26 protein-coding genes and 1 pseudogene are annotated in these 26,381 nt (G+C 66.4%); 17 read left to right on the forward strand and 10 right to left on the reverse strand.

Annotated features, from left to right (window positions below; genetic code table 11):
- Positions 1 to 13: 13 nt before the first annotated feature.
- Both CP958_RS00975 and CP958_RS00980 read right to left on the reverse strand, forming a co-directional pair.
- The gene (locus CP958_RS00975; protein WP_170958784.1) at positions 14 to 835 is read right to left on the reverse strand and encodes a hypothetical protein; all 822 of its coding nucleotides are present in this window, start codon (positions 833 to 835) and stop codon (positions 14 to 16) included.
- A gap of 76 nt (positions 836 to 911) precedes the next feature.
- Positions 912 to 2,135: an OmpA family protein gene (locus tag CP958_RS00980; protein WP_096700155.1), complete on the reverse strand. Its 1,224-nt coding sequence runs from the start codon at positions 2,133 to 2,135 to the stop codon at positions 912 to 914.
- Between the two features lie 332 nt (positions 2,136 to 2,467).
- Between CP958_RS00980 and CP958_RS00985 the strand changes: the two genes are divergently transcribed.
- Positions 2,468 to 3,322 carry a hypothetical protein gene (locus CP958_RS00985; protein ID WP_096700156.1) on the forward strand — a complete coding sequence of 285 codons (855 nt, stop codon included), beginning with the start codon at positions 2,468 to 2,470 and terminating at the stop codon, positions 3,320 to 3,322.
- Positions 3,323 to 3,416: 94 nt separating this feature from the next.
- Entirely contained in the window at positions 3,417 to 3,848 is a 432-nt protein-coding gene (locus tag CP958_RS00990) for a CBS domain-containing protein (RefSeq protein WP_096700157.1), read from the forward strand.
- Positions 3,849 to 3,918: 70 nt separating this feature from the next.
- On the opposite strand, the gene CP958_RS00995 is transcribed toward CP958_RS00990, so the two are convergent.
- Positions 3,919 to 4,896 carry a phosphoribosylaminoimidazolesuccinocarboxamide synthase gene (locus CP958_RS00995; protein WP_096700158.1) on the reverse strand — a complete coding sequence of 326 codons (978 nt, stop codon included), beginning with the start codon at positions 4,894 to 4,896 and terminating at the stop codon, positions 3,919 to 3,921.
- 227 nt (positions 4,897 to 5,123) lie between these two features.
- Between CP958_RS00995 and CP958_RS01000 the strand changes: the two genes are divergently transcribed.
- From CP958_RS01000 to CP958_RS01035, 8 genes are all read left to right on the forward strand, one after another.
- Positions 5,124 to 6,377, forward strand: coding sequence for an ABC transporter substrate-binding protein (locus CP958_RS01000; RefSeq protein ID WP_096700159.1), 1,254 nt, complete (start codon positions 5,124 to 5,126; stop codon positions 6,375 to 6,377).
- A 37-nt stretch (positions 6,378 to 6,414) separates the two neighbouring features.
- Entirely contained in the window at positions 6,415 to 7,284 is an 870-nt protein-coding gene (locus tag CP958_RS01005) for a branched-chain amino acid ABC transporter permease (protein ID WP_096700160.1), read from the forward strand.
- Positions 7,281 to 8,270 (forward strand): branched-chain amino acid ABC transporter permease, encoded by a 990-nt coding sequence (locus CP958_RS01010; RefSeq protein WP_096700161.1) that lies wholly within the window; start codon positions 7,281 to 7,283, stop codon positions 8,268 to 8,270. Before CP958_RS01005 ends, CP958_RS01010 begins: the two co-directional genes overlap by 4 nt.
- The gene (locus CP958_RS01015) at positions 8,267 to 9,019 is read left to right on the forward strand and encodes an ABC transporter ATP-binding protein (protein WP_096700162.1); all 753 of its coding nucleotides are present in this window, start codon (positions 8,267 to 8,269) and stop codon (positions 9,017 to 9,019) included. Before CP958_RS01010 ends, CP958_RS01015 begins: the two co-directional genes overlap by 4 nt.
- On the forward strand, positions 9,019 to 9,723 hold the full coding sequence (locus tag CP958_RS01020) for an ABC transporter ATP-binding protein (protein WP_096700181.1): 705 nt from the start codon (positions 9,019 to 9,021) through the stop codon (positions 9,721 to 9,723). The genes CP958_RS01015 and CP958_RS01020 overlap by 1 nt, the downstream gene beginning before the upstream one ends.
- A 64-nt stretch (positions 9,724 to 9,787) precedes the next feature.
- On the forward strand, positions 9,788 to 11,626 hold the full coding sequence (locus CP958_RS01025) for a feruloyl-CoA synthase (protein ID WP_096700163.1): 1,839 nt from the start codon (positions 9,788 to 9,790) through the stop codon (positions 11,624 to 11,626).
- A complete protein-coding gene (locus CP958_RS01030) occupies positions 11,623 to 13,320 on the forward strand; it encodes an acyl-CoA dehydrogenase family protein (RefSeq protein ID WP_242442673.1) in 1,698 nt (565 codons plus the stop codon). Before CP958_RS01025 ends, CP958_RS01030 begins: the two co-directional genes overlap by 4 nt.
- A gap of 221 nt (positions 13,321 to 13,541) precedes the next feature.
- The gene (locus CP958_RS01035; protein WP_096700164.1) at positions 13,542 to 13,817 is read left to right on the forward strand and encodes an HU family DNA-binding protein; all 276 of its coding nucleotides are present in this window, start codon (positions 13,542 to 13,544) and stop codon (positions 13,815 to 13,817) included.
- A 112-nt stretch (positions 13,818 to 13,929) separates the two neighbouring features.
- On the opposite strand, the gene CP958_RS01040 is transcribed toward CP958_RS01035, so the two are convergent.
- Entirely contained in the window at positions 13,930 to 14,727 is a 798-nt protein-coding gene (locus tag CP958_RS01040) for a slipin family protein (protein ID WP_096700165.1), read from the reverse strand.
- A gap of 128 nt (positions 14,728 to 14,855) precedes the next feature.
- On the opposite strand from CP958_RS01040, the gene CP958_RS01045 reads away from it, so the two are divergent.
- On the forward strand, positions 14,856 to 15,425 hold the full coding sequence (locus CP958_RS01045; protein ID WP_096700184.1) for a hypothetical protein: 570 nt from the start codon (positions 14,856 to 14,858) through the stop codon (positions 15,423 to 15,425).
- Here CP958_RS01045 and CP958_RS01050 read toward each other — a convergent pair.
- The 5 genes from CP958_RS01050 to CP958_RS01070 all read right to left on the reverse strand — a co-directional run bounded on the left by CP958_RS01050 (position 15,422) and on the right by CP958_RS01070 (position 21,209).
- The gene (locus CP958_RS01050; RefSeq protein ID WP_096700183.1) at positions 15,422 to 15,622 is read right to left on the reverse strand and encodes a heavy-metal-associated domain-containing protein; all 201 of its coding nucleotides are present in this window, start codon (positions 15,620 to 15,622) and stop codon (positions 15,422 to 15,424) included. The genes CP958_RS01045 and CP958_RS01050 overlap by 4 nt on opposite strands.
- A 70-nt stretch (positions 15,623 to 15,692) precedes the next feature.
- Positions 15,693 to 16,817, reverse strand: coding sequence for a divergent polysaccharide deacetylase family protein (locus CP958_RS01055; protein WP_242442674.1), 1,125 nt, complete (start codon positions 16,815 to 16,817; stop codon positions 15,693 to 15,695).
- A gap of 62 nt (positions 16,818 to 16,879) precedes the next feature.
- On the reverse strand, positions 16,880 to 17,278 hold the full coding sequence (gene cueR / locus CP958_RS01060; protein ID WP_096700167.1) for a Cu(I)-responsive transcriptional regulator: 399 nt from the start codon (positions 17,276 to 17,278) through the stop codon (positions 16,880 to 16,882).
- On the reverse strand, positions 17,275 to 19,449 hold the full coding sequence (locus CP958_RS01065) for a heavy metal translocating P-type ATPase (protein WP_096700168.1): 2,175 nt from the start codon (positions 19,447 to 19,449) through the stop codon (positions 17,275 to 17,277). The genes cueR and CP958_RS01065 overlap by 4 nt, the downstream gene beginning before the upstream one ends.
- Before the next feature lie 80 nt (positions 19,450 to 19,529).
- The gene (locus CP958_RS01070) at positions 19,530 to 21,209 is read right to left on the reverse strand and encodes a methyl-accepting chemotaxis protein (RefSeq protein WP_096700169.1); all 1,680 of its coding nucleotides are present in this window, start codon (positions 21,207 to 21,209) and stop codon (positions 19,530 to 19,532) included.
- Between the two features lie 243 nt (positions 21,210 to 21,452).
- Here CP958_RS01070 and CP958_RS01075 point away from each other — a divergent pair, with 243 nt between their 5' ends.
- From CP958_RS01075 to CP958_RS01095, 5 genes are all read left to right on the forward strand, one after another.
- The gene (locus CP958_RS01075) at positions 21,453 to 22,367 is read left to right on the forward strand and encodes a branched-chain amino acid ABC transporter permease LivH (protein ID WP_096700170.1); all 915 of its coding nucleotides are present in this window, start codon (positions 21,453 to 21,455) and stop codon (positions 22,365 to 22,367) included.
- 1 nt (position 22,368) lies between these two features.
- Positions 22,369 to 23,616, forward strand: coding sequence for a high-affinity branched-chain amino acid ABC transporter permease LivM (gene livM, locus CP958_RS01080; protein ID WP_096700171.1), 1,248 nt, complete (start codon positions 22,369 to 22,371; stop codon positions 23,614 to 23,616).
- A gap of 119 nt (positions 23,617 to 23,735) precedes the next feature.
- A complete protein-coding gene (locus CP958_RS01085; protein WP_096700172.1) occupies positions 23,736 to 24,509 on the forward strand; it encodes an ATP-binding cassette domain-containing protein in 774 nt (257 codons plus the stop codon).
- Positions 24,509 to 25,222, forward strand: coding sequence for an ABC transporter ATP-binding protein (locus tag CP958_RS01090; protein WP_096700173.1), 714 nt, complete (start codon positions 24,509 to 24,511; stop codon positions 25,220 to 25,222). The genes CP958_RS01085 and CP958_RS01090 overlap by 1 nt, the downstream gene beginning before the upstream one ends.
- Positions 25,219 to 25,545, forward strand: a complete 327-nt coding sequence (locus tag CP958_RS01095) for a DUF6867 family protein (protein WP_096700174.1) — start codon at positions 25,219 to 25,221, stop codon at positions 25,543 to 25,545. The genes CP958_RS01090 and CP958_RS01095 overlap by 4 nt, the downstream gene beginning before the upstream one ends.
- A gap of 12 nt (positions 25,546 to 25,557) precedes the next feature.
- Here CP958_RS01095 and CP958_RS01100 read toward each other — a convergent pair.
- Positions 25,558 to 26,019, reverse strand: a pseudogene (locus CP958_RS01100) (IS630 family transposase); the annotation flags it as partial.
- A 7-nt stretch (positions 26,020 to 26,026) separates the two neighbouring features.
- Between CP958_RS01100 and CP958_RS01105 the strand changes: the two are divergent.
- Positions 26,027 to 26,381: site-specific integrase (locus CP958_RS01105; RefSeq protein WP_197706326.1), on the forward strand; the 355-nt coding region annotated here is incomplete at its 3' end.

Here is a 26,381-nt window from a genome sequence, read left to right on the forward strand (position 1 = left end):
GCGAAAAGCCGGATTACTTGGCGTTCTTATAGCCGTAGCCGCCCCAGCCCCACTGGTCGTGGTGGCGCCAGCCGTCACGGTGCCAGGTATAGGCATAGGGGTCGAGCATCTGCGGCTTGATGGAGGTCACCGAGGACACGGGCAGCGCCTCCATGGCCTGGCCGGGCTTGGCCGCCTGAAGCTTCGAGAACGGCACGACGCTGACCGTCAGGTAGCGGCCGTCCCTAAAACTCTCGGTCCGGGCATAGGTCTTGGAGTTGTAGACCACCACGCCCTTGTTGGCGCTCCAGCCGCTGTGCTCCTTGGCGGTGAGCAGGGCGGCGTTGAAGCGACGCTGCCAGGCCTCGGCCACGTAGACGATCTCTTCCTGCTGATTGGTCGGCCGGTAGCGGCTGCCGATATAGCTCAGGATGTCGACCGAATAGCCGGACACCATGGCATGCGCCTCGTCGGTGATGGTGACCTCGAGGTTCTCGCCGCTGGCATCCTTCAGCGCCGCGTTGATCAGCGGCACGTCGGTCTGCATGGACTGGTCGACCACGGATTTATAGAGGGTCTGCTTGACGGTCTCGACCACCGGGCGGGTCCGGGGATCGTAGGGATTGGCCACCGGCTCCAGCACCTGCAGGGACTGATCGGCCCTGTTGTAGACGGCGAAGGTGCCGACCAGCGCGGTCAGGTCGTTCTGGTACGTGCCGGCGGGCACCACGTAACGCATTTCCGCCGGCGGAACGAGGTTGGTCGGCTTCGCCTCGGTGGCGTAGTGGACGCCCGAGCATCCCGCCAAGGCGGGCAGGACGCAGGCGATCATCATGGTGATACGGGACTTGTTCATCGTGTTTGCTCCCACATCTCATTGTGCGATGGGGCGACCGTCCGGATTGCGATTCCGTCGGTCACCTCCTGGCTGATCAATAGTCGAAAAGAATCTCGACGCGACGGGCGCGGCCGTCTTGGGCCATCCCCCAGGTCTCGCCGGGGCGTGCTTCGACCGAAGTGGTGCTGCCGCCCAGCTTGGCGATCTCGGCGGCCACCGCCTGAGCGCGTTCGCGGGAGAGGCGGGCGTTGGTCGCGGCCGAGCCGGTACGGTCGGTGAAGCCGATGACCCTGACCGCCTTCGGCTTCAGGTTCTTCTGATCGGCGACAACCAGCTTCAGCCGCTCGATCGCTTCCGCGGTCAGCTTGCTGGAACCGGGCGCGAAGAACACGGCATTGCCGCCATGATAGCCGCCCCAGCCTCGACCGTGGCCGCCATAGGCATAGCCGCCGTAGCCGCCGTGGGACCAGGCGGCCCCCGCCAGAGTGACTTCGACACGGCGATTCTTGGCCTCGGCGACATTGTCGCCGGTCTTGACGGCGAGACTGGCCTCGCCGAGGGCGTTCTCGGCGATGATGGCCGGATTGACGCCCAGCTTGACCAGTTCCGCCGTCACGGCATCGGCGCGATGGCGTGCCAGCCGCATGTTGGCATCGACGGAGCCGAGGGTATCGGTAAAGCCGGCCACCGACACGACCGGAGCCCGCATCTGCGCCTGGGCGGCAGCCACCTCCTTCAGGGTCTGCACCGCCTGGGCCGAAAGCTGCGACGAGCCGAGGGCGAAATTGACGACGAAGTTGCGGCGCAGATCGGCGGCAACCTCGGTCACCCCGACCGACTTCTTCAGCATGGGCTCATGAGCCAGGAAGGTGGTCCGGCAAGGCCCGTTGGCGATGCCTTCGGCCTCCTGCTCCAGCCAGCAGTCGAAGGCCACCTGGGCCTTGGCGGCGGCGGCCGGAACGCGCTGGGTGGCCCCGCCCTCGAAATAGCCCATGAGGCGCGCCCGGGCCGCGGTCAGCTCGGGAACGGCCGAGGCGGGGACGTTGCGCTGGCTCAACTGGTCCGGCAGAACCGCCTCGCCGGCGCCGGCCCTCAGGCCCTTGCGAGCGGTCTCCGAGGCATCGACCCATTCGACTTCCGTCTGGGTCTGCAGCCTGGTGTACGCCTGGTACTCCTGGAAGAGAGACTGCGTGAAGGGGGTACCGCCCGAGGCCCGGGAGCCAAGAATACTTTGCACGTCCGAGACGTCCGAAGGCGTCGCACAAGCAGCCAAGGCTGCGGTGGCAGCCAAACCCACCCAGCGTGTGATCTTCATCATTTCTCACTCCTCATCCGGTAAATGGCATTGATTATCGTTATGCCCGACCACCGCTCCGGCAAATCAGCCGGAGAAGCAGAACAAGTTGCCAAAAAGCGAGATTTTAAGAGCCAGCAATTGGGGATTCTTAACGCTACAGTTGCCCGTATGAACGCCCCCTCCAGAGGTACTGGAATTGATTAGAGTAGTTCAGATTTTCTATCTCGGCTACCCGGTAAACACCGGAGGGCAACATAGTGTCGAAAGCCGCATATTTCCGGGGGATTTTCACTTCTCTGCTCCCTGGCGGCACGATATCCTGCCCTCCGGTCACGGATCGGGGAGAATTGGCGATGGTGCAGACCGCAAGGCTGGTCGTCGGGGCGGCGGTTTTTCTGTTGTCGTTCCCGGCCTTGTCCTCCCCCTTCAACTGGACCGACAATTCGGTCGCCTACCGCTATTCCCCCTATTTCCGCGAGCCGGGAATCTCCAAGGACGGCAAGGCCCGCGACATCCCGAAGAACATCATCTCGCTCAGCCATTCCGACGGCTGGGATTACGGCGGCAATCTCGCCATCCTGGATATCTTGAAATCGTCCAGCGCCGATCCGGCCAAGGAAGGCGGCGACGGCGCCGTCGAGCTTTACGGCGTGCTGCGCTCGGATTTCTCCATCCCGCGCATCCTGGGCGACAAGAGCTTCAAGCTGGGGCCGGTCAAGGACGTGATGATCGAGCTGGGTGGCGATCTCAATATCAAGAACACCACCTTCGGCTCGCGCAAGCGCATGCCGGTGGCGGGGTTGGCCATGGCGCTAGACGTGCCCGGCTACTGGACCCTGGCGGCGTTGTGGGACAAGGAATGGAACCACAACGGCGTGGTGGGCCGCCCGGTCACCTTCAACAGCACGGCACGCTTCGAGACCGCCTGGGGCATTCCCTTCCGGCTCGGCGAGGAAGGCTTCACCTTCACCGGCTTCGGCATCGTCAACGGCCCCAAGGGGCGCGACGGTTTTAACCAGCAGACCCGCACCGAGACGCTGCTGCATGCCAAGCTGCTTTACGACCTGGGCGCCCTGTTCGACGACCCCGGCCGCCTGAAGGCCGGTTTCGGCTGGCAGTACTGGCATTCCAAGTTCGGATCGGACCACACCGCCAACCAGGGTTCCATCGAAAGCGCCCCGTTCCTCGAGGTCCAGGTCCATTTTTAATGGGCCGGCGCGGGTTTATCCATTATCGCGATTTGTGGAGTGGTTCATTCAGGTTATCCTGCTCAACGCCTGATGCTGAAGGGGAGGAACGTCGATGCTCGTTTCCGAAATCCTGAACAAGAAGGGTAACAAGATTTTCAAGATTCTGCCGTCCAAGACCTTGATCGAGGCCGTGCAGGGCATGGCTGCCTTCAAGGTGGGGGCGGTGCTGGTGGTGGATGAGCGGGACAAGACGCTCGGTATCTTCACCGAACGCGACGTCACGCGCTGTCTGGCGGCCCACGGCGCAGCCATTCTGGAAAGCCCGGTGGGCGACCACATGACCCGCGATCCGCTGACCTGTCAGGCGGACGATACCGTCGCCTCGGTGATGAGTACCATGTCGACCCACCATTTCCGCCACATGCCGGTGGTGGATAACGGTCAGTTGAAGGGGATCGTCTCCATCCGCGATCTGGTATCCAACAGCCTGGAGCGGGCCGAGTTCGAGGCCGAGGCCCTGCGGGCCTACGTTACCGCCGGATAAATCTGAAAATCGTGCGCGGAGGGCCGTCGGCCCTCCGCGTGCAGGATCACCCGGCTCTTGCCGCCGCGCCTTAGGCGAAATACCGGCTCAGATTGCGGCGGATACGCTCCTTGACCGCCTCGGCGGCCGAAGGCGCCTCGAAGGCCTGGCCGGTGACCGTCTCGAACAGCGAGATGTACTTGGCCGAAAACTCCACCAGGGTGTCGTCGGGAATGACCGGGATGGGCTGGGTATAGGGATCGCAGCGCGCCGCGATCCAGATGCGCAGGAATTCCTTGTCCAGGCTTTCCGGCTCCTCGCCCTTGGCGTGGCGCCCGGCATAGCTGTCGGCCTTCCAGTAGCGGCTGGAATCGGGAGTAAGGATCTCGTCGGCCAGGGTGATCCGCCCTTGCGCATCCACGCCGAACTCGAACTTGGTGTCCACCAGGATCAGGCCGTTCCTGGCGGCGATCTCGCGCCCGCGGGCGAACAGGGCCAGGGACAGGCGCGCCAGTTCGTCCCACTGGGCCTGGCTCAGCAGGCCGCGCCCGACCACCTCTTCCGGCGAGACCGGGGCATCGTGCCCCCCCACCTCGGCCTTGGTGGTGGGCGTCAGGATGGTGGCCGGCAGCTTGTCGTTCTTCACCATGCCGTCGGCGAATTCCAGGCCGTACATGGTGCGGCGCCCCGCCTTGTACATGGACCAGATGGAGGTATCGGTGGAGCCGGTGAGATAGTCGCGCACCACCATCTCGATGGGCAGCATGTCGAGGCGCTTACCCACCACCACGTTGGGATCGGGATACTCGATCACGTGGTTGGGGCAAATGTCCCGGGTGGCCTCGAACCAGAAGCGCGCCGTCTGGGTCAGCACTTGGCCCTTGAACGGCACCGCCGCCAGCACCTGATCGAAAGCGCTCTGGCGGTCGGTGGAGATCAGGATGCGCCGCCCGTCGGGCAGATCGTAGTTCTCGCGCACCTTGCCGCGATAATAATTGGGCAGTTCGGGGAACTCGGCTTCGGTAAGCACGCCGGGGATGGCGGCGCGGATCGCGGCGGCGGAGAGCATGTCCAGACTTCCAAGGAAAGAGGGACTGCCTTTATCGCATTCCCGCGAGCGGCGGGCAAGGGAACCGCCCCGGGACCAAACCGGCGCGGATTATATTGTTGTGCAGCACAACAGTTTTTGTTCTCAACAATGCCCTTGACGAACGGGAACGACTGCCTCACAGTCGTAAACATCAAAGTCGCCGCAGAGCGACCCAGGAGGCTTTCGAACGCGAAAGGGACGTCCCAATGTCTGACAACACCACGAGTCTGTCCGCGTCACGGACCATTACCCGCCGCCAGTTCACCACGGCCGCGGCGGCCGGCGCTTTGGTCACCACCACCGGGTTGCCGCTGCGCTCCGCCCGTGCGGCGACGCCGCTCAAGCTGGGTGTACTGCTGCCCCGCTCCGGGCATCTGGCCCTGATCGGCCAGGCCTGCCAGCGCGGTGCCGAGATCGGCCTGCCCATGCTGCGCGATATGGGTTATTCCGTCGAACTGATGAACGCCGACACCGAGTCCAATCCGGACGTGGGGCGCACCCAGGCGGAAAAGCTGATCCGCGAAGGCGCCAACATGCTGATGGGCTGCTTTGATTCCGCCACCACCCTCGCGGTGGCCGGCGTCGCCGAGCAGAAGGGCGTGCCCTTCGTGGTCAACATCGCCTCCGAGCCCAAGCTAACCGAGCAGGGGTTCAAGTACGTGTTCCGCAACTTTCCCTCCGCCGGCATGCTGGGCAAGGGCGGGCTGCTGCTCTACAAGGACATCTTCGCCGCCACCGGCGTGACGCCCAAGACCGCCGTGCTGCTGCACATCAACGACAGCTTCGGCATGGCCATGCTGGGCGGCATCAATGCCCTGATGCCCAAGCTGGACATGCCGTTCCAGATCGTCGAGACCATCGCCTACGACCCCAAGGCCCGCGACCTCTCCATCGAGGTGGCCAAGGCCAAGGCGGCCAAGGCCGATTTCGTCATGACCGTCACGCGGCTCAACGACGCCATCCTGCTGGTCCGCGAAATGGTCAAGCAGCAGGTGGAGACCATGGGCATCATCAGCCCCGGCGCACCCGGCATGTACGACAAGCAGTTCTTCAAGGCTCTGGGCAAGTACGCCGAATACTGCACCACCAACGTGCCGTGGTTCGATCCCAAGCAGGAGATGGCCAAGGCCCTGGAAAAGACCTTCGAGAAGGCCTTCCCCGACGAAAGCTGCGACCTGAACGTCGGCTTCACCTTCGAGGCCGTGCTGATCGCCGCCGATGCCCACAAGCGGGCCGGCAGCAACGATCCGCAGGTGTTGACCGAGGCGCTGCGCGCCACCAACCTCTCCAAGCGCGCCATGCTGGGCGGAGCCATCAAGTTCGAGGCCAACGGCCAGAACATGAACCTGATCTCCGCGGCGGTGCAGAACCTGGGCGGCAAGCCGACGGTGACCTTGCCTTCGGCCTCGGCCGAGGCCAAGCCCATCTTCCCGATGCCGCCGTTCAAGGGCCGCACCTAAAAGCAGCGATATCGGCAATGCTTGGCGGGGAGCCGGGATGGACGCCACCTTCTTCATGAACGTGATCAGCGCCGGTCTGTTGACCGGCCTGGTCTACGGCTTGATGGCCCTTGGGCTGTCGGTCATCTTCGGCGTCATGCGCGTGGTCAATTTTGCCCATGGCGACATGATGGTGGTGGCGATGTACGCCGCCTTCCTGCTCTACACCAAGCTGGGGATCGAACCGGTCCCCGCCCTGCCGCTGGTGGCCGGCGGCCTGTTCGTCGTCGGCTACCTGCTGCAGCGCTTCCTGATCAACCACTTCCTGGGCGTCACCGAGCACATCCAGTTCCTGCTGCTGCTCTCGGTGGCCATGATCATCACCAACGTGGTGCTGATGGTGTTCGGCCCCGACGCCCGCAACATCCAGCTCGATGCCAGCTTCGAGAGCTACTCGCTCGGGCCGCTGGTGCTGGACAAGGTCCGCGTCATCGCCGCCTTCACTGCCGGCGGCGTGGCGGCGCTGCTGTGGGCTTTCTTCCGCTACACCACCACGGGAACCGCCATCCGCGCCTGCGCTGATAATCCGGTGGGAGCCCGCGTGGTGGGTCTCAACGTGGAGAAGCTCTACGCCATCACCTTCGGCATCGGCACCGCCTGCGTCGGTGCCGCCGGCTGCCTGCTGCTGCTGCTGGTCGACGTGCATCCGCACCTGTCGTCGGATTACACGCTGCTGGGCTTCATCATCGTCATCCTGGGCGGGTTGGGCAGCCTGGGCGGCGCCCTGCTGGGCGGCATCCTGGTCGGCCTGTCCGAGGCACTGTCGGGCGTGCTGATCGCCCCCAGCCTGAAAAGCATGTTCAGCTTCGGCCTGCTGATCCTGATCCTGCTGCTGCGCCCGCAAGGCATCCTGGGGAAGAAGCCATGAGCGCCCTTCTCCAAGACCGCCGCGCGGTCCTGCTGCTCGGCCTGCTGGCGATCCTCGCCCTGGCTCCGCTGGCGGCCGGCGATTATATGCTGTCCATCCTGATCACCGTCCTGCTGCAGGCCTATCTCGGCATGAGCTGGAACGTCATGATGGGCTTTGCCGGCCAGTTCTCGCTGGGCCACGCCCTCTATGTCGGTCTGGGGGCCTATGCCGGCGGCGCCCTGTTCGTCCATTACGGCACGCCGCCGTGGATCGGCGCCTTTGCCGGCATGGCGGTCTCGGCCGCCGCGGGCGCGGTGATCGGCACGCTCGGCTTCCGTTTCAAGGTGATGGGCGTCTATTTCGCCCTGCTGACCATCGCGTTTGCCGAGTTCACCCGCGTGCTGTTCGACCACTGGGGCTGGGTGGGCGCCTCGTCGGGGCTGTTCCTGCCCCCCGCCCCCAACAACAGCCCGGACAATCTGTGGCTGCTGCGCGGCTCGACCACCATGTTCTACTACGTGATCCTGGGGATGACGGCGGGCGCCTTCTGGTTCTGCCGCGCCCTTCTGATGCGCCGCATCGGCTATTACTGGCAGGCCATCCGCGAGGATCAGGACGCCGCCGACGCGCTGGGCATCGACGTGTTCAGGAACAAAATGATCGCCGTGCTGATCTCGGCTTCCATGACCAGCCTGGGCGGCATGTTCCTGGCCTTCTTCAACAACAACCTCTACCCGGAAAGCATCTTCTCCATGCATCGCTCCATCGAGCTGATGCTGGGCACCATCATCGGCGGCATCGGCACCCTGTTCGGGCCGATCCTGGGCGCCGTGGTGCTGACCGCGCTGGGCGAGGGCCTGACCATCCTGGGGGCCCATATCGGCATCGACGGCGTCAAGCAGATCGCCTACGGCATCTGTCTGATGCTGATCCTGGTCCTGAAGCCGGGCGGGCTGTGGCCGTGGCTGCGCAAACTCCTGCGCCTCGAGGGAGACGGCCGATGAATACCGCCGCTCCCATGCCCCTCCCGCCCATGCTTGTCGTCGAGAATCTGGGCAAGAGCTTCCGCGGCCTGCGCGCCGTCAACGCCGTGGCCTTCACGGTGCCCAGGGGCGACATCGTCGCCCTGATCGGCCCCAACGGGGCGGGCAAGACCACCACCTTCAACCTGATCGCCGGGGCGCTGCCGCCCAGCGACGGCAAGGTGATACTGGACGGCGAGGACGTCACCGGCCTGGGCCAGGCGGCCATCTGCCGCGCCGGCGTGGGCCGTACCTTCCAGATCGTCAAGCCCTTCGCCGGGCTGACCGTCGAGGAGAACGTCATGGTCGGAGCGCTCCGCCATGACGATGGCGACGTGGAGAAGGCGAGAGCCGCGTCCCGCGCCATCCTCGACCTGCTGGAGCTCGGCGACCGCGCCAAGGACCCGGCCCAGACCCTGACCCTGCCCGACCGCAAGCGTCTGGAGGTGGCCAAGGCCCTGGCGACGCGGCCCAAGCTGCTGCTGCTCGACGAGGTGATGGCCGGCCTGCGCCCGGTGGAATGCGACCGCATGGTGGCGATCCTCACCGGGCTGAACCGGGAAACCGGGCTGACCATCCTGCTGATCGAGCACGTCATGCGCGCCGTGATGGCGCTGTCCCACCACGTGGTGGTGCTGCACCACGGCGAGAAGATCGCCGAGGGCACCCCCGCCGAGGTTACCAGCCATCCCAAGGTGCTGGAATGCTATCTGGGAGAGGATCACGAATGATGCTGGAAGTTCGCGATCTCGACCTCTATTACGGCGACGCCCAGGCTCTGGACGGCGTATCCCTCGACGTGGCCGAGGGCGAGGTGGTGGCCATCATCGGCGCCAACGGGGCCGGCAAGACCTCGCTGATCCGCGCCATCGCCGGCATGAAGAAGCCGGGCCGGGGCACCATCCGTTTCGACGGCCACGACATCACCGGGCGCCTAAGCTCGGTGATCTGCGACCTGGGGGTGGCCCAGGTGGCGGAAGGCCGCCAGATCTTTCCGAGCATGAGCGTAAGGGAAAACCTGGAGATGGGCGCCGTGCTGCCCCGGGCACGGAGCAAGCGCAAGGAAACGCTGGAACGCTGCTACACCATGTTCCCCAAGCTCAAGGTCCGCTCGGATCAGGCGGCGGGAACGCTGTCGGGCGGCGAGCAGCAGATGCTGGCCATCGGCCGCTGCCTGATGGGCCAGCCGCGCCTGATGATGTTCGACGAGCCGTCGCTCGGCCTGGCGCCCGCCGTGGTCGGCGAGATGTTCAAGATCATCAAGGCCCTGCATGAAGAGGGCATGACGGTCATCCTGGTGGAGCAGAACGTGTCGGCCTCGCTGAAGCTGGCCGACCGGGGCTATGTGCTGGAAAACGGCCGCGTGGTGCTTTCGGGCACCGGCAGCGGCCTCTTGAACGACGACGGGGTCCGACAGGCCTATCTGGGTCTGTAAGAACCAGAGACCCCGCGGGGACGACAATAAGGAAGCGGTCCAAGAAGGCGGCGAGGAGAACACTATGAATTCGGTTGCTTGGGCACCCATCAATTTCGCACCCGCGCGGGTGGAAGTGGAAAAGCTGGACGACGGCGCCTTCATTATCCGCTCGCCCGACAGCCTGAAACCCTATTCACGCTGCCTCGGCGACCTGCTGGTGCATTGGGCCGAACGCATCCCCAACCGGACCTTCCTGGCCCAGCGCGACGGCGACGGCTGGCGCCGGGTGACCTGGGCCGAGACCCTGGACAAGGTCGAATCCATCGCCCAGTCCCTGCTGGACCGCGGGCTGAACAAGAACCGGCCGGTGATGATCCTGTCGGACAACAGCATCGACCACGCCCTTCTGGCCCTGGCCGCCATGTACGTCGGCATCCCGGTGGCGCCCATCTCGCCGGCCTATTCGCTGGTGTCCCAGGACCATTCCAAGCTGAAGTACATCGCCGACCTCCTGAAGCCCGGTCTGGTCTATGCCGCCGACGGCGCCCGCTTCGCCGACGCCCTGGTGATTCCAGAACTGGCCCGCGTCGAGGTGGTCACCAGCACCAATCCCATCGCCTGCGGCGTGACCTTCGACGCCCTGCTGGCCACCACTCCCGGTCCCGAGGTCGAAGACGCCTTCGCCGCCGTGCGGCCCAGCACCGTGGCCAAGATCCTGTTCACCTCGGGCTCCACCGACATGCCCAAGGGCGTGATCAACACCCAGAAGATGCTGTGCTCCAACCAGCAGGCCGTCCGTCAGGCCTGGCCCTTCCTGCTGGAAAGCCATCCGGTGCTGGTGGACTGGCTGCCCTGGAACCACACCTTCGGCGGCAACCACAACTTCAACATGATCCTGCGCCACGGCGGCACCTTGTATATCGACGAAGGCAAGCCCATGCCCGGCCTGGTGGAGAAGACGGCGGCCAACCTCAAGGAGGTGTCGCCCACCCTCTACTTCAACGTGCCGCGCGGCTTCGACATGCTGATTCCGCTGCTGGAGAAGGACGACGCCCTGCGCGAGAACTTCTTCCGCGATCTGAAGATCATCTTCTACGCGGGCGCCGCCCTGCCCCAGAACCTGTGGGACAAGATGGAACAGTTGTCCATCCGCACCCTGGGCCACAAGGTGCGCATGGTGTCGTCCTGGGGCTCCACCGAGACCTCGCCCATGATCACCACCGTGCATTTCGACATTCCCAGGGCCGGCATCATCGGTCTGCCGGCGCCGGGCTGCGAGGTCAAGATGATCCCCAACGGCGGCAAGCTGGAAATGCGCATCCGGGGACCCAACGTCACGCCGGGCTATTTCAAGCGCGCCGACCTGACCGCCAAGGCCTTCGACGAGGACGGCTGGTACATCATCGGCGACGCCGGCAAGCTGGCCGATCCCGATGATCCGTCCAAGGGTATCGTGTTCGACGGCCGGGTGGCCGAGGACTTCAAGCTGACCTCGGGCACCTGGGTGCATGTGGGAGCGCTGCGCATGTCGGTGATCGACGCCGCCGCGCCGATCCTGCAGGACGCGGTGGTCACCGGCCACGACCGCCAGGAGGTTGGGCTGCTGGGCTTCGCCAGCCTGCCCGGCTGCCTGCGGCTGTGCCCCGACGCGGCCCCCGACACGCCGCTGAAGGACCTGATCAGGCGCCCCGAAGTGCGCGAGAAGATGCGAGCCGCCATGAACGCCCTGGCCGCCGAGGGCAAGGGCACCTCGCACCGCATTTCCCGCGCCCTGCTGATGGACGCCCCGCCCTCCATCGACGCCAACGAGATCACCGACAAGGGCTATATCAACCAGCGGGCCGTGCTGACCAACCGCGTCCATCTGGTGGAAAAGCTGTACGCCGCCGGCGATGATCCCGACGTGATCCGGATGGGTTGAGCCGCCAGTTCAAGGACAAGACCATGATCGATTACCGCACCCCGCTCGCGGACCTGCTGTTCGCGCTGCGCCACGGGGCCGAGGCCGCCCGCCTGCCCCATTGGGACGACGAGACCGCCGAGACCGTGCTGACCCATGCCGCGTCCATGGTGGACGGGATCATTGCCCCCCTTGATCCGGTGGGCGACATCGAGGGCACCCGGCTGGTCGACGGCCGCGTGGTGATGCCCCAGCCCTTCGTGGATGCCTACCGGCAGTTCGCCGGGGACGGCTGGCAGGGCCTGGCCGTGCCGGAGGAGGACGGCGGCCAGGGCCTGCCCCATATTCTCGCCTCGGCCCTGTCCGAGATGCTGTCGGGAGCCTGCATCACCTATCAGATGGTGTTGTCCCTGGCCCACGGCGCCATGCGCACCCTGGCGGCCAGCGGCTCGGCGGAACAGCGCACCACCTGGATTCCCCGCCTCGCCGCCGGTGAATACCTCGCCACCATGTGTCTGACCGAGGCCCAGGCCGGTTCCGATCTGGGGCTGGTGCGCACCATGGCGACGCCCCAAGCCGACGGCTCGTGGAGCATCTCGGGCGGCAAGATCTTCATCTCGGGCGGCGACCAGAACCTCACCCAAGGCCGCATCATGCATCTGGTGCTGGCCCGTACCCCCGACGCCCCGCCCGGCGTCAAGGGATTGTCCCTGTTCCTCGCCTCGTCGCTGCTGCCCGACGGCTCGCGCAACGCCATCTCGGTGGTGCGCCTCGAGGAGAAGATGGGCATGCACGCCTCGCCCACCTGTCAGGTGGCCTTCGACGGGGCCAGGGCCGAGATCATCGGCGCCCCCGGCGAGGGGCTGGCCCGCATGTTCACCATGATGAACGCCGAACGCCTGGATGTGGCGGTGCAGGGCGTCGGACTGGCCGAGGTGGCGCTGCAACGCTCGCTGGCCTACGCCAACGAACGCAAGCAGGGCAAGGCCGGCAAGGGGGGCGACGGGCCGGACGTCATCGCGAAACACGGCGACGTGCGGCGCATGCTGCTGGCCCAGATGGCTCTCGCCATGGGCTGCCGCGCCATGGTGATGCGCACCCTGGTCGACCTGGAACTGGGCGACCGGCCGGCCCTGATGGAGCTGATGACGCCGGTGTGCAAGGCCTTCGCCACCGAGGCCGCCATGGAGGCCGCCGACCACGCCATCCAGGTGCACGGCGGCTACGGCTTCCTGCGCGAGTACCGGGTCGAGCAGATTCTGCGCGACGGCCGCATCACCCGCATCTACGAGGGCACCAACGGCATCCAGGCCGCCACCGTGGCCGGGCGGGTCATCCGGCTGAACAACGGGCAGGCGCTCGCCGAGTTCAAGGCCGAGGTGGAAGCCGCCATGGGGCTCGCCCCCCCCGCCTTCGCCGCGGCCTTGGGCCGGGCGCTGGCCGCCTGGGACGAGGCCAGCAACCTCATGCTCGGCCGCAAGGATATCGGCCTTACCGCCACCGCCTACCTGCGGCTGACCGGCCTGCTGGCCTTCGGCGCCGCCTGGGCACGGCTGGAAGCGAGCGCCGAGCATGCCGCCAATCCGACGCGCATCCGTGCCGTGGCCGAATTCGTGCGCGACTGGATGCTGCCCGAGACCCGGCATTTGGCGGATCTATGCAGGAATTCGTCAGAACTAGGGTGTTTACCTGATGAGGCATTCATCACCGGATGATTCCTGGGGAAAAACCCCAGCGATTCGAGACAGGACCGTTGTATTGTTGCGGAAAACGCGACACATTGCTTAACTCCCCGCTGGCCGGAAGCCCACCTGTGACAGGGTTTTCAGCCTGGGGTTCGGGTTCGGGCCGGCTGGCGTCCCTAGCAACAGAGTTGTTGACGTCCGCAACGGTCATGTCATTTTCAACCGGTCACGACAATTCCATTGGGGGTCTCATGAACAAGCAGGATCTGGTGAACAAGGTTGCCGAGCTCAGCGGTCTGTCCAAGGCTGCCGCCGACAACGTGATCGATGCCACCTTCTCCGCCATCACTTCGGCGCTCAAGGCCGGCGACGATGTCCGCCTGGTCGGTTTCGGTTCCTTCTCGGTGACTCAGCGCGCCGCCAAGGAAGGTCGCAATCCCCGCACCGGCGCCACCATCAAGATCGCGGCCTCCAAGGCCCCGAAGTTCACCGCCGGCAAGGGTCTGAAGGACGCCGTCAACGGCTAGGTCCTTCGCCTACGGGTGAAATGCCAAGGCCCCCGGAAATCTCCGGGGGCCTTTTGGTTTTATCGATGGCAAAAAGCTTTCTCCGGGCGGGTTCGGGCGGCGGCCCGGCACCTCAGCCCTTGCTCACGGAATCCGCCACCAGCTTGTGAACCACGGCGTTCAGCCCCTGGGCCGCCGGGGCCATGATGTCCGACGGAATGGGGAAGATGATGGTGGAGTTGTGCTCGATGGCGATGTCCTTCAACGTCGCCAGATAGCGCAGCAGCATGGCGCCCGGCTTGCCCTCCATCAACTGGGCCGCCTCGGCCAGCTTGGTGGCGGCCTCGAACTCGCCCTGGGCGGTGATGATGCGGGCGCGGCGGCCGCGTTCGGCCTCGGCCTCCTGCCCCATGGCCCGGATCATGTTGGGATCGAGATCGACGCTGCGGATTTCCACGTTCTGGACTTCGACGCCCCAGGATTCGGTGCGCTCGTCGAGCACCCGGCGGATCGCCTGCTTCAAATCCTCCTGCTGCCCCAGCAACTGGTCCAGACTGTGGGAACCCAGGGTCGAGCGGGTGGTGATCTGGGCCAACTGGCTGACCGCCTCGCGGTAATTGGCCACTTCCAGCACCGCCTTCATGGCGTTGCTCACCCGGTAGTAGACCACCGCCGTCACCTTGACCGAGACGTTGTCGCGGCTGATCACGTCCTGAGTGGGGACTTCCATCACCGCCAGGCGGATATCCACCGGAATCAGGACCTGGACGAAGGGAATGACCAGCCGAAGCCCCGGCTCCCGCGTGCCGGTATAGCGTCCCAGGGTCAGCACCACGCCTTTTTCGGTCTGCGGCACGATGCAGATGGACTTGACCAGGATGATGACAACGAGAATGGCGAGGATCAGCCAGAAGATCACGGTCGGGGGCATGGGACGATCTCCTTGGGTTAGAACAAGCATAGGCCCTCTTCGCCCGAAAGACCATGGCGACGGCGCTTGCAAATTCCCCCCGCCTCATACATATTGCGATTCATTCGCATTTGCATCTGGAGGGCGTGATGGGATTTATCGAGGGCAGGACCATCCTGAACCGGCAGGCCATGACCGCCAGGGATTATATCTGGCTGGCGGTGCTGGGCGCCGCCGAACGCGCGCCCTTGACCATGGACGACAGCGTCCAGGCGGTCGGCGCCCTGGCGGGGCCGGCCTGGAACCCGGTGTCGCAACTGGTGTTCGACGCCATCGACGAGATGCTGGAGGACGGGCTGCTCGATCCGGTCGAGCGCTCCCTGCGTCTTGCCATCACCGGCGACGGCCGCCGCCGCCTGCACGATCTGGTCGCCCAGCCGCTGGCGGCGCCGCTGTCCAGCTTCGGGCAGGTAGGCATCCGGCTGAAGCTGGCCTTCCTCGATCTGGCGCCGCCGGTGGTCCGCCGCCGCCAGATCGACGCCATCCTGCGATCTTGCGATTGCGAGATCGCGTCGCGCACCGCCTCCTGCGCCGCCTGGTCGCTCAACGGCCCTCTGGGCCGGGTATGGCTGGACCATCAGGTGGATGCGCTGGAGGAGATGGCCGAGGTGCTGCGCCGGCTGGCGCGGGCAGAAGGAGCCGCCCTGACCGAAGGTTAAACCCTGCCCTCGAAGCCGAAGCCGGCGGCGTCGACGGCCTGCTTGACCTGGGCCTCGTCGGCCCCGTCGACGGTTACCGCCTTGTTGCCCAGGTCCACTTCGACCTTGGCGCCGGGGGCGATTTCCTGAATGGCCGAGGTCACGGACTTGGAGCAGCCGCCGCAGCTCATGCCGGTGACGCGATAGGTGGTGGACATGGTGATTTCCCCATGAGGATTGCGATGGGGAAAGCATGAACCTTCCAGCCGATGGAAGGTCAAGAGGGGATTATTGCCCCGGCCCCATGCGGATGATGGTGCTGACCGGGACCAGCACGAAGCCACGACCCTCCAAACCGGGCAGCCAGCCGGCCAGGGCCTCGATGGTGCCGTCGTGAGGATGGCCGATGGCGATGGCGGCGCCGTGCTTGCGGGCATAGGCCTCGGTCTTGGCCAATTGGGCGCGCACATGGGCGACGCCCTGGTCGTTGTCGAGGAAGACGTGACGGGCCGCGAAGGGCACGCCGAAGTGACGGGCCGTCTCGGCGCCCACCGTGCGCTCGGATGTCACCGAATCGATGAAGGCCAGCCCGCGGCGGCGCAACTCGGCCATCACCACGCGCATGCCGGCCGGGTCCGAGGTGAAGCGCGAGCCCATATGGTTGTTGATGCCCACATAGCCGTCGAAGCGCGACAGCCCCCAATCGAGGCGGCGGCGGATTTCGTCGGGAGACAGCCCCACCTCCAGAACCTCGGTGCCGGGATCGTAGGAAGCGCTTTGCGGCTGCATGGGCACGTGCACCATCAGCTCGTGACCGTGCGCCTTGGCATCGCGGGCCTGACGCGCCACGTCGTCGGCATAGGTCATGTAGGACAGCGTCAGCGGCCCCTTCAGCTGCGACATGCGCTCGCTGCGGCGACGGTCGACGCCCAGGTCGTCGATGATGATGGCGATGACCGGCCGGCCGCCGGTCTTGGGTGCCGGCAGGGCGTTGCGCAGCCAGACCGCCGCCCCGGCGGGCAGCAGCTTGGCCTCGGGCATGGGCGCGGCGGGCGGCGCCATCGGAGCCAGGGAAACCACGTCGGAGGCATGGCCGAATTCCAGGGCCTCGGACGAACCGGGGTCGGGGCGCGGCGGCGGTGGGGCCAACAGCGGCCGGCCGTCCTCGGGTTCATCGGCCGTCACCGGGCTGGGCGGCGGCGGCGGCGCGGGAGATTCGGTGATCACCGGGGCGGGAGCCTGCTCGGCGCCGGGAGCGGGCCGGCCCGATTTGCCCGACCATACGCCCAGTACCAGGCCGATGCCGAGGCCGGCCACCAGGACCGCGACCATCAGGCCGACCAGAACGGCGGGACGCTCCCACAGGGGCGTCTTGTTGCCCATCAGCATGCGTCTGACGTCGCGCCGTCCCACGTCTCACCACCCAGATTGAAGTCGCCCCCCTTGTAAGGCCAAACGGCCGGAGGCGCAAAGGCTCATGGCGACGGCGCGGTCGCCAGCTCCTCCAGAATCGGGCATTCGGGGTGGTCGTCGCCGCAACACCGCGTGGTGAGGTCCAGCAGGGTGCGGCGGATGGTGTCCAATTCGGCGATCTTGCGCTCGATATCGGCCACATGCTTCAAGGCGATGGCCTTGACGTCGGCGCTGGCCCGCGAGCGGTCGCGCCACAGTTCCAGCAATCCGCCCACGTCGCCCACCGAGAAACCCAGCGAGCGCGCCCGGTGAATGAAGCGCAGCGTCTCCACCTCGTTGGCGGTATAGGCGCGGTAGCCGGCGGCGGTGCGCCCCGCCGCCGGAATCAGCCCGACGGATTCGTAGTAGCGGATGGTCTTGGCCGAAACACCCGAGCGCCTGGCCGCCTCGCCGATGTTCATTTCATCCTCCAGCGGCGCAGCAACAGGGAATTGCTCACCACCGACACCGAGGACATGGCCATGGCCGCCCCGGCGATCACCGGGGTGAGCAGCCCCAGGGCGGCGGCGGGAATGGCCACCACGTTGTAGGCGAAGGCCCAGAACAGGTTCTGGCGGATCTTCGACGTGGTGGCGCGCGAGATGGCGATGGCCTCGGGCAGGCGGGCCGGATCGCCCTTGACCAGGGTGATGCCCGCCGCCTGCATGGCCACGTCGGTGCCGGTCCCCATGGCGATGCCGATATGGGCGGCGGCCAGGGCCGGGGCGTCGTTGATGCCGTCGCCCACCATGGCAACCACCCTGCCCTCGCCCTTCAAGCGGCGGATTTCCGCCTCCTTGTCCTCGGGCAGCACCTCGGCCAGCACCCGGTCCACCCCGGCGGCACGGGCCACGGCCTGCGCCGCGCGGGCGTTGTCACCGGTCAGCATCACCGTTTCGATACCCAGCGCCTTGAGCCGCGCCACGGCATTCGCCGCGCTGGCCTTGATGGGATCGGCCACCGCCACGAAGCCCAGCATGCGCGCGTCCTCGGCCACCCACATCAGGGTGCGGCCCTGGGCCTCCTCCGCCTCGGCGGCCTCGGCCAGCGAACCGGGATCGATGCTCCGCTCGTTCATCAGGCGGCGGCTGCCGATCAGCAGGGTGCGGCCCTCCACCTCGGCCTCCAGGCCACGGCCGGGCAGGCTGCGAAAGCCGGCCAGCGGCGCCAGAGCCCCCTCTGCGGCGGCCAGCAGGGCACGGGCCAGGGGATGCTCGCTGCCCTGCTGGGCGGAGGCGGCAAGGCGCAACAGGCCGGCCTCGTTCCCATCGGCCGCCTGGACCAAAGCCACCGCCGGGCGACCCTCGGTCAGGGTCCCGGTCTTGTCGAACACCATCACCTGAATCTTGTGGGCCAGTTCCAGCGCCTCGGCGTCCTTGATCAGGATGCCGTGCCGCGCCGCCAGCCCGGTGCCGACCATGATGCCGGTGGGCGTGGCGAGGCCCAGCGCGCAGGGGCAGGCGATGACCAGCACCGACACCGCCGCCACGAAGGCGGTCTGCAGATCGCCGCCGATCAGCCACCAGCCGAGGAAGGAAGCCGCGGCGATCGCCGTCACCACCGGCACGAACACGGCGGAGATACGATCCACCAGCTTCTGCACCGGCGCCTTGGCGGCCTGGGCGCCCTGAACCATGCGGATGATACGGCTGATGGTGGATTGGGCGCCGACCCGCGTCGCCTCGACCCGCAGCAGCCCCTCGCCATTGACCGAGCCGGCCACCACCTCGTCGCCGGGACCGCGCGGGACCGGCAGGCTTTCACCGGTGATCAGGGATTCATCCACCTGGGAACTGCCGTCCACCACCCGGCCATCGACGGGAGCGCGCTCGCCGGGGCGGACCAGCACCACTTCCCCCACCGCCACCAGGGCGGCGGGAACCTCGATGACCGTTCCGTCGCGCTCGACCCGAGCGGTATCGGGCTTGAGCCGCATCAGGGCGCGGATCGCCCCGGCGGCCGAGCGCTTGGCGCGGCCTTCCAGCCACTTGCCCAGCAGCACCAGGGTGATGACCACCGAGGCGCCCTCGAAATAGAGGTTACCGTGATGGGCGTCGCCGACAGTCACGTGCCAGGCCGACAGGCCGAAGGCGGCGGTGGTGCCCAGCACCACCAGCACGTCCATGTTGCCCGCCCCGCCCTTCAGCGAGGCCCAGGCGCCGGTATAGAAGCGCGCCCCGATCCAGAACTGCACCGGCGCGGCCAGCAGCAATTGGATCAGCGGCGGGATCATCACGTGCAGCCCGGCCATGTCGAGCACCATCTGCCCGATCAGCGGCAGGGTCAGCAGGGCCGAAAGAGCCAGCAGGCGCAGATGACGGGCGGATTCGGCGGCGTGCTCGGCCTCCTCGCGGTCCAGGTCCTCATCGCCCTGCTGGGCGAGGTCGGCCTGGAAGCCGGCCTTGACGATGGCCGAGACCAGATCCTCGGGCCGGGCCTTGTCGCCATCGAAACGGATGTCGGCGCGCTCGGCCGCCAGGCTGACCAGCGCCTGCTCGACGCCGGCCACCTTGCCCAGCACCCGTTCCAGGCGGGTGGAGCACGCGGCGCAGGTCATTCCCTTGACGGGAAGCGACAGGCTTTGCTGGGTCATGACGGCATCCTCGGTTTCCGATCCATGACCCCAGTCTTGACCTTCCAGTCACTGGAAGGTCAAGCGCCGTTTTGCGAAAGTCAGGCCGCCTTGACGCCGGTGAGAAAATTAGCCACCACGCCCTTGAGGGCATCGGCCTGCTGATTGACCGATTTCACCGAGCTCAGCACCTCGGTGGCCGCCGCGCCGGTCTCCTCCGCCGCCTTGGTCACCCCGCCGATGGTCGCCGACACCTCCTGGGTGCCCGAGGCCGCCTGCTGGACGTTGCGGGCGATTTCCGCCGTGGCGGCGCTCTGTTCCTCCACCGCCGAGGCGATGGCCGCCGAAATCTGGTTGATCTCCTCGATGCGCTTGACGATACCGCCGATGGCGTCGACCGCCTGACGGGTGGCCTCCTGCACGGCGGCGATCTGCTGGCTGATTTCCTCGGTGGCCCGTCCGGTCTGGTTGGCGAGGTTCTTGACCTCGCCCGCCACCACGGCGAAGCCCTTGCCGGCATCGCCGGCCCTGGCCGCCTCGATGGTGGCGTTCAAGGCCAGCAGGTTGGTCTGCGACGCGATATCGTTGATCAGGCTGACCACGTCGCCGATGCGGGCCGAACTTTCGGCCAGTCCCGTCACCGTCTGATTGGTCTTCGACGCCTCGTCGGCGGCCATGCGCGCCACCGTCGAGGATTGGGTGACCTGCCGGCCGATCTCGTGAATGGACGCGGCCAGTTCCTCGGCGGCCGAGGCCACCGTCTGCACGCTGGACGACGCCTCCTCGGTAGCCGCCGCCACCATCACCGCCTGACGGCTGGTCTGTTCGGCGGTGGCGCTCATGCCCTGGGCGGCGTGCTCCATGTCGGTGGACGCCCTCGACACCGCGTTCAGCATGGAAGAAACCGCTTCGTCGAAATTGCGGGTCAGGCTCTCGATGGTGTGGCCGCGCGCCAGATTCCGCTCCTGGGCGGCCCGCTGCTCGGCCTCCATCTGCTCGGACCGGATCATGTTGTCCTTGAAGGTCTGCATGGCCGCCGCCATGCGCCCCACCTCGTCGACCCGCCCCACGGCCGGGATGGAGGCGGCGAAATCCTTGTCGGCCAGCCGGTTCATGGCCGCCGTCATGGCGATGATGGGATCGGCGATGCTCTTCCTCAGCATCAGCCCGAAGGCCACCACCAGGGCCATGACCACTCCCACCGCGACCAGCAGAACCATGCGCGACCAGGCATAAAGAGTATCGCCGGCATCGGAAGCGGCCTTGGCCCCCCGCACGTTGATCTCCACCGCCTTGGCGGCATACATCTGCGCGTCGGTATAGAGCTTCTGGTTGGCCAGGACCACGTCGCGGGCCCGGCCATTCTCGTTCTTGCGGGAGAACTCGAGCACCTGGGCGGTCATGGCGTCGTAATCCGCCATCACCTTGACCCAGGCATCGTAGTTGGCCTTTTCCTCGGGTGATGAAATCAGCCGGGCGTAGTGCTGCTGAGCCTTGGCGAATTCGGCATGCTGGGACGCCAGAATCTTCTCCACCTCGGGCATCTGTTTCTCATCGGTGGTCAGGATATGGCGATACACGGTGGCCCGCTGCTTGGCGAGCAGACCGTCCAGTTCCCGCGCCACGCCGACGCTGGGCAGCCAGTTTTCCTCGATATCCGTGGTGGTCTGATTGACGGCGGCGATGCGGTTGACGGCGAACACCGACAGGCCGATCACCACGGCCAGGATCGCTCCGAAGGCGATCACCAGTTTCTGGGCGACGTTGAAGCGGTCGAGCATGAAGATGATCCTTCCGAATGCGGTAGGAGGACCCAGTTGCCCCAACTGGCCCAACCAAAACTAAAGGAATACGCACCCGAGGATGTGGGTATGCCTTATGGGTTTACAAGCCCCTTCCGTCAACCAACAGCGAAAAAGCGGGCGGACCATACGTCCACGCGGCATTCATAGTTGACAGAACCGCCCGTCCGAGTAGGTTTCTCGCTATCTGACCAAGTTGAAGCCATTAACCAGGGTGGACAGGTGGAGTATTTTCTCCAACAGTTGATCAACGGCCTGACCCTGGGCGCCATCTATGGCCTGGTCGCCCTTGGCTATACCATGGTTTACGGCGTGCTCGGCATGATCAATTTCGCCCACGGCACGATCTACATGGTGGGTGCGTTCATTTCGCTGATCACCTTCCTGGTCGCCACCACCATTCTCGGAAGCTCGGTTCCCGTCGCCCTGGTGCTGACCCTGTTCGCCGCCATGGGGCTGACCGCCCTGTGGGGCTGGACGGCGGAGCGCGTCGCCTATCGCCCCTTACGCACCGCGCCGCGCCTGGCGCCGCTGATCTCGGCCATCGGCGTGTCCATCATGCTGCAGAACTTCGTCGCCCAGGCCCAGGGGGCGCGGGCCAAGCCGCTGCCCCCCGTCATCCGGGGCGGCATCACCTTGATGGACAGCGGCGATTTCGTGGTCAGCCTCAGTTGGATGCAGATCATCATCATGGTCATGACCCTGTTGCTGATGGCGGTGTTCACCTGGGTGATCACCCGCACCGCCTTGGGCCGCGCCCAGCGCGCCTGCGAGCAGGACATGAAGATGGCCTCGCTGCTGGGCATCGACGTGGACCGGGTGATCTCCACCACCTTCGTCATCGGCGCCGGACTGGCCGGCGTGGCCGGCATGATGGTCACCCTCTATTACGGGGTGATCGACTTCTATATCGGGTTCCTGGCCGGTATCAAGGCGTTCACGGCGGCGGTGCTGGGTGGCATCGGCTCGCTGCCCGGCGCCATGCTGGGCGGCTTGCTGATCGGTTTGATCGAGGCCTTCTGGTCGGCCTATTTCTCCATCGAATACAAGGATGTCGCCACCTTCTCCATTCTGGTGGCGGTGCTGGTGTTCCGCCCCACCGGCCTGCTGGGCCGCCCGGACGTGGAGAAGATCTGACATGGAGGCGCGGGCGGCGCGCACCTTGCTGGTGGACGCCCTGCTGGGCGGGCTGGTGGCCGCCGCCATGGCGCTGCCCATGCTGGGCGTGCGGCTGGAGGACTCGGCCAACGGTCTTTTCCTGAGCGGGCGGCTGGATTGGGTGGCCTGGGCGGCGGGGCTGGTGGCCGGCGGTCGCCTGATCATCGGCATCCTCCGCCTGCTGCTGGCCGGCCGCATTCCCAGCCCGCCGGCCCCGCCGCGCAAGCTGATGGTCCATGTGGGCTGGGCCATGGTCGCCTTCGCCCTGATCATGCCCTTCCTGCCGTTCTCGGGCCGCAATCTGGTGGACAAGGCCACCCTGGTGCTCATCTACGTCATGCTGGGCTGGGGCCTGAACATCGTGGTGGGACTGGCCGGATTGCTGGACCTGGGCTTTGTCGCCTTCTACGCGGTGGGGGCCTATTCCTACGCCCTGCTCTCGCAGACCTTCGGGCTGTCGTTCTGGGTCTGCCTGCCTTTGGCCGGAATGCTGGCCGCCACCTTCGGCATGGTGCTGGGCTTTCCGGTGCTGCGCCTCAGGGGCGACTACATCGCCATCGTCACCATGGGCCTGGGCGAGATCGTCCGCGTGGTGCTGCAGAACTGGCAGGACGTCACCGGCGGCCCCAACGGCATTTCCGGCATCGAGCGGCCCTCGTTCTTCGGCCTGTCGTTCAAGATGACGGCGCCCGAGGGAAGCCAGACCTTCGCCGAGTTCTTCGGCCTGGAATTCTCGGCCGACCATCGGGTGATCTTTCTTTATTTCCTGATCCTGGCCCTGGCCCTGCTGACCAACCTTTTCACCCTGCGCATCCGCCGGCTGCCGGTGGGCCGCGCCTGGGAGGCGCTGCGCGAAGACGAGATCGCCTGCCGAAGCCTCGGCATCAATCCCACCACGGTGAAGCTGTCGGCCTTCGCGACGGGCGCCATGTTCGCCGGGTTCGCCGGATCGTTCTTCGCCACGCGGCAGGGCTTCATCAGCCCGGAAAGCTTCACCTTCATCGAATCGGCGGTGATCCTGGCCATCGTGGTGCTGGGCGGCATGGGCAGCCAGATCGGCATCGTGCTGGCCGCCCTGCTGCTGGTCGGGCTGCCGGAATGGTTCCGCGAGTTGCAGCAGTTCCGCATGCTGGCCTTCGGCGGCGCCATGGTGCTGATCATGCTGTGGAAGCCCAGCGGCCTGCTGTCGACGCGCCAGCCGACCATCCGGCTGAGGGACGCATCATGAGCGAGGCGCAGCCGAAGCGCGGCGCCATTGAGGCGCCCGGAGCGAAGCGGAGGAGCCAAGCCCACGGAGGTGGGCGCCCGGCGCTTGAGGGGCCTTTGTTAAACGTCGAACACGTCACCATGCGCTTCGGCGGCCTGTTCGCCGTCAACGATCTGTCGTTCTCGGCGGGCCGCAAGGAGATCACCGCGGTGATCGGCCCCAACGGGGCGGGCAAGACCACCCTGTTCAACTGCATCACCGGCTTTTACAAGCCGCAGGTCGGCCGCATCACCCTCAATCATCCGTCGGGCCCCATGCTGCTGGAGCGCCTCGACGATCACGTCATTTCCGCCAAGGCCGGGGTGGCGCGCACCTTCCAGAACATCCGCCTGTTCGCCCGCATGAGCGTGCTTGAAAACCTGATCGTCGCCCAGCATACGGCGCTGATGGGGGCCTCGGCCTTCTCGCTGGCCGGGCTGCTGGGGCTTTCGCGCTACGCCAGGGCCGAGCGGCTGGCGGTGGAGCGGGCACGGCACTGGCTGGACAAGGTGGGGCTCACCTCCCTGGCCGACGAGGAGGCCGGCAGCCTGCCCTATGGCCATCAGCGCCGCCTGGAAATCGCGCGGGCCATGTGCACCGAACCGCTGCTGCTGTGCCTGGACGAGCCCGCCGCCGGGCTGAATCCGCGTGAATCGGCGGAACTGAACCGCCTGCTGCTCGACATCCGCGACGAGAACGGCATCGGCCTGCTGCTGATCGAGCACGACATGAGCGTGGTGATGGAGATTTCCGACCACATCGCGGTGCTGGATTACGGCAAGAAGATCGCCGAGGGCGCGCCCGCCGCCATCAAGGCCGACCCGGCGGTGATCCGGGCCTATCTGGGCGAGCCCGACGAAGAGGAGGCCATGTGATGCTGCGCATCGAGGGGCTCCATTCCGGCTATGGCCGCATCCAGGCGCTGCACGGCATCGACATCTCGGTGGCCGAGGGCGAGATCGTCGCCCTGGTAGGCGCCAACGGGGCCGGCAAGACCACCCTGCTGATGACCATCTGCGGCAATCCCCGCGCCACAGCCGGCAAGGTCCGGCTGGCCGGAGAGGACATCACCGCCCTTCCCACCCACCACATCATGCGGCGCGGTCTGGCCCACTCGCCCGAAGGCCGCCGCATCTTCCCGCGCATGAGCGTGCTGGAGAACCTGCAGATGGGCGCCGCGCTGGGCGATCCCGCGCATTTCGCCCAGGACCTGGAGCGGGTGCTGGGCCTGTTTCCCCGCCTGGAGGAGCGCTTGGCCCAGCGCGGCGGGACGCTGTCGGGCGGCGAGCAGCAGATGCTGGCCATCGGCCGCGCCCTGATGAGCCGGCCCAAGATCCTGCTGCTGGACGAGCCGTCTCTGGGCCTGGCGCCGCTCGTGGTCCGCCAGATCTTCGAGATCGTCGCCGAGATCAACCGCCAGCAGGGAGTCACCGTCTTCCTGGTGGAGCAGAACGCCTTCCATGCCCTGAAGCTGGCCCATCGCGGCTACGTCATGGTCAACGGCAAGGTCACCATGAGCGGCACCGGCGCCCAATTGCTGGCCAACGAGGAAATCCGCGCCCACTACCTGGGGGGAAGCCACGGATGATCACCTCCGTTCCCGTCTTCATCGGGCTGACCATCGTGCTGTTCGGCGGCTGCGCCTTCATGACCGGCCAAGCCCTGGCCGCCACCTGGCGCCCCCTGTGGCAGGTGATCCCCTACGCCCTGTTGCTGGGCGCCGCCGACCGCTTCCTGGGCTTCGCCCTGTTCGGCGGCCCGTTGCTGTCCCCGGCCGGCTGGCTGCTGGACAGCGCCGTGCTGATCGCCATCGGAATGCTGACCTACCGCCGGACCCAGGTCCGCCGCATGGCCGACCAATATCCCTGGCTGTATGTCCGCACCGGGCCGTTCACCCTGCGCAAGCTCTAGAGTCTGTCTGACTTAGATTGAAGCATACCCTGCATGGCGAAGATAGGCGGCGCACTCCTGCGGAGCGAATGCCTCCAGGAGCTTGCCGACTCTCCTCCATGTTGTTTCGATGGTCCGCTCTTCGGCTTTGCGGACGAGTGTTTTGAGTTTGGCGAACATCATCTCGATCGGGTTGAGGTCGGGACTGTAGGGCGGCAGGAAAAGCAGATGGGCACCGGCCTTGCGGATGGCTTGGCGTGCCGACTTTCCTTTGTGGCTTCCCAGATTATCGAGGATGACGACGTCACCGGGTTCCAGGGCCGGTGCCAAGGATTGCTCCACCCAGGCGGTGAAGGTCGCCCCATTGATGGGGCCGTCGAGGACCAGGGGAGCGATGATCCGGTCATGGCGCAGGCCCGCCAGGAAGGTCAGGGTTTTCCAGTGGCCGTGAGGAACCTTGGCGAGCAGGGTTTCTCCTCGAGGACACCACCCGTGCATCCGCATGCTGATGCTGACCGGCGCCCGCAAGAGCGAGGTGCTGGGGGCCACCTGGGAAATGTTCGACCTGGAGTCCGGGGTATGGACCAAGCCCAGCGCCCATACCAAGCAACGGAAGGAACACCGGGTACCGGTCTCGGCCAATGCCCTGACGCTGCTGCGGCGAATCAGGGAAACCGCCGAAGGGCCATATATCTTCCCCGGCAAGGGCGGCGACCAGCCGCTCACCGACGTCAAGCGGTCCTGGGCGGCGGTGTGCAAGGCGGCCGACATCACGGGCGCCCGCATCCACGACCTGCGCCATTCCTTCGCCTCGCTGCTGGTCAGCGGCGGTGCGTCGCTACCGATCATCGGCGCCA

Source organism: Magnetospirillum sp. 15-1 (assembly GCF_900184795.1).
GTDB lineage: Bacteria > Pseudomonadota > Alphaproteobacteria > Rhodospirillales > Magnetospirillaceae > Phaeospirillum.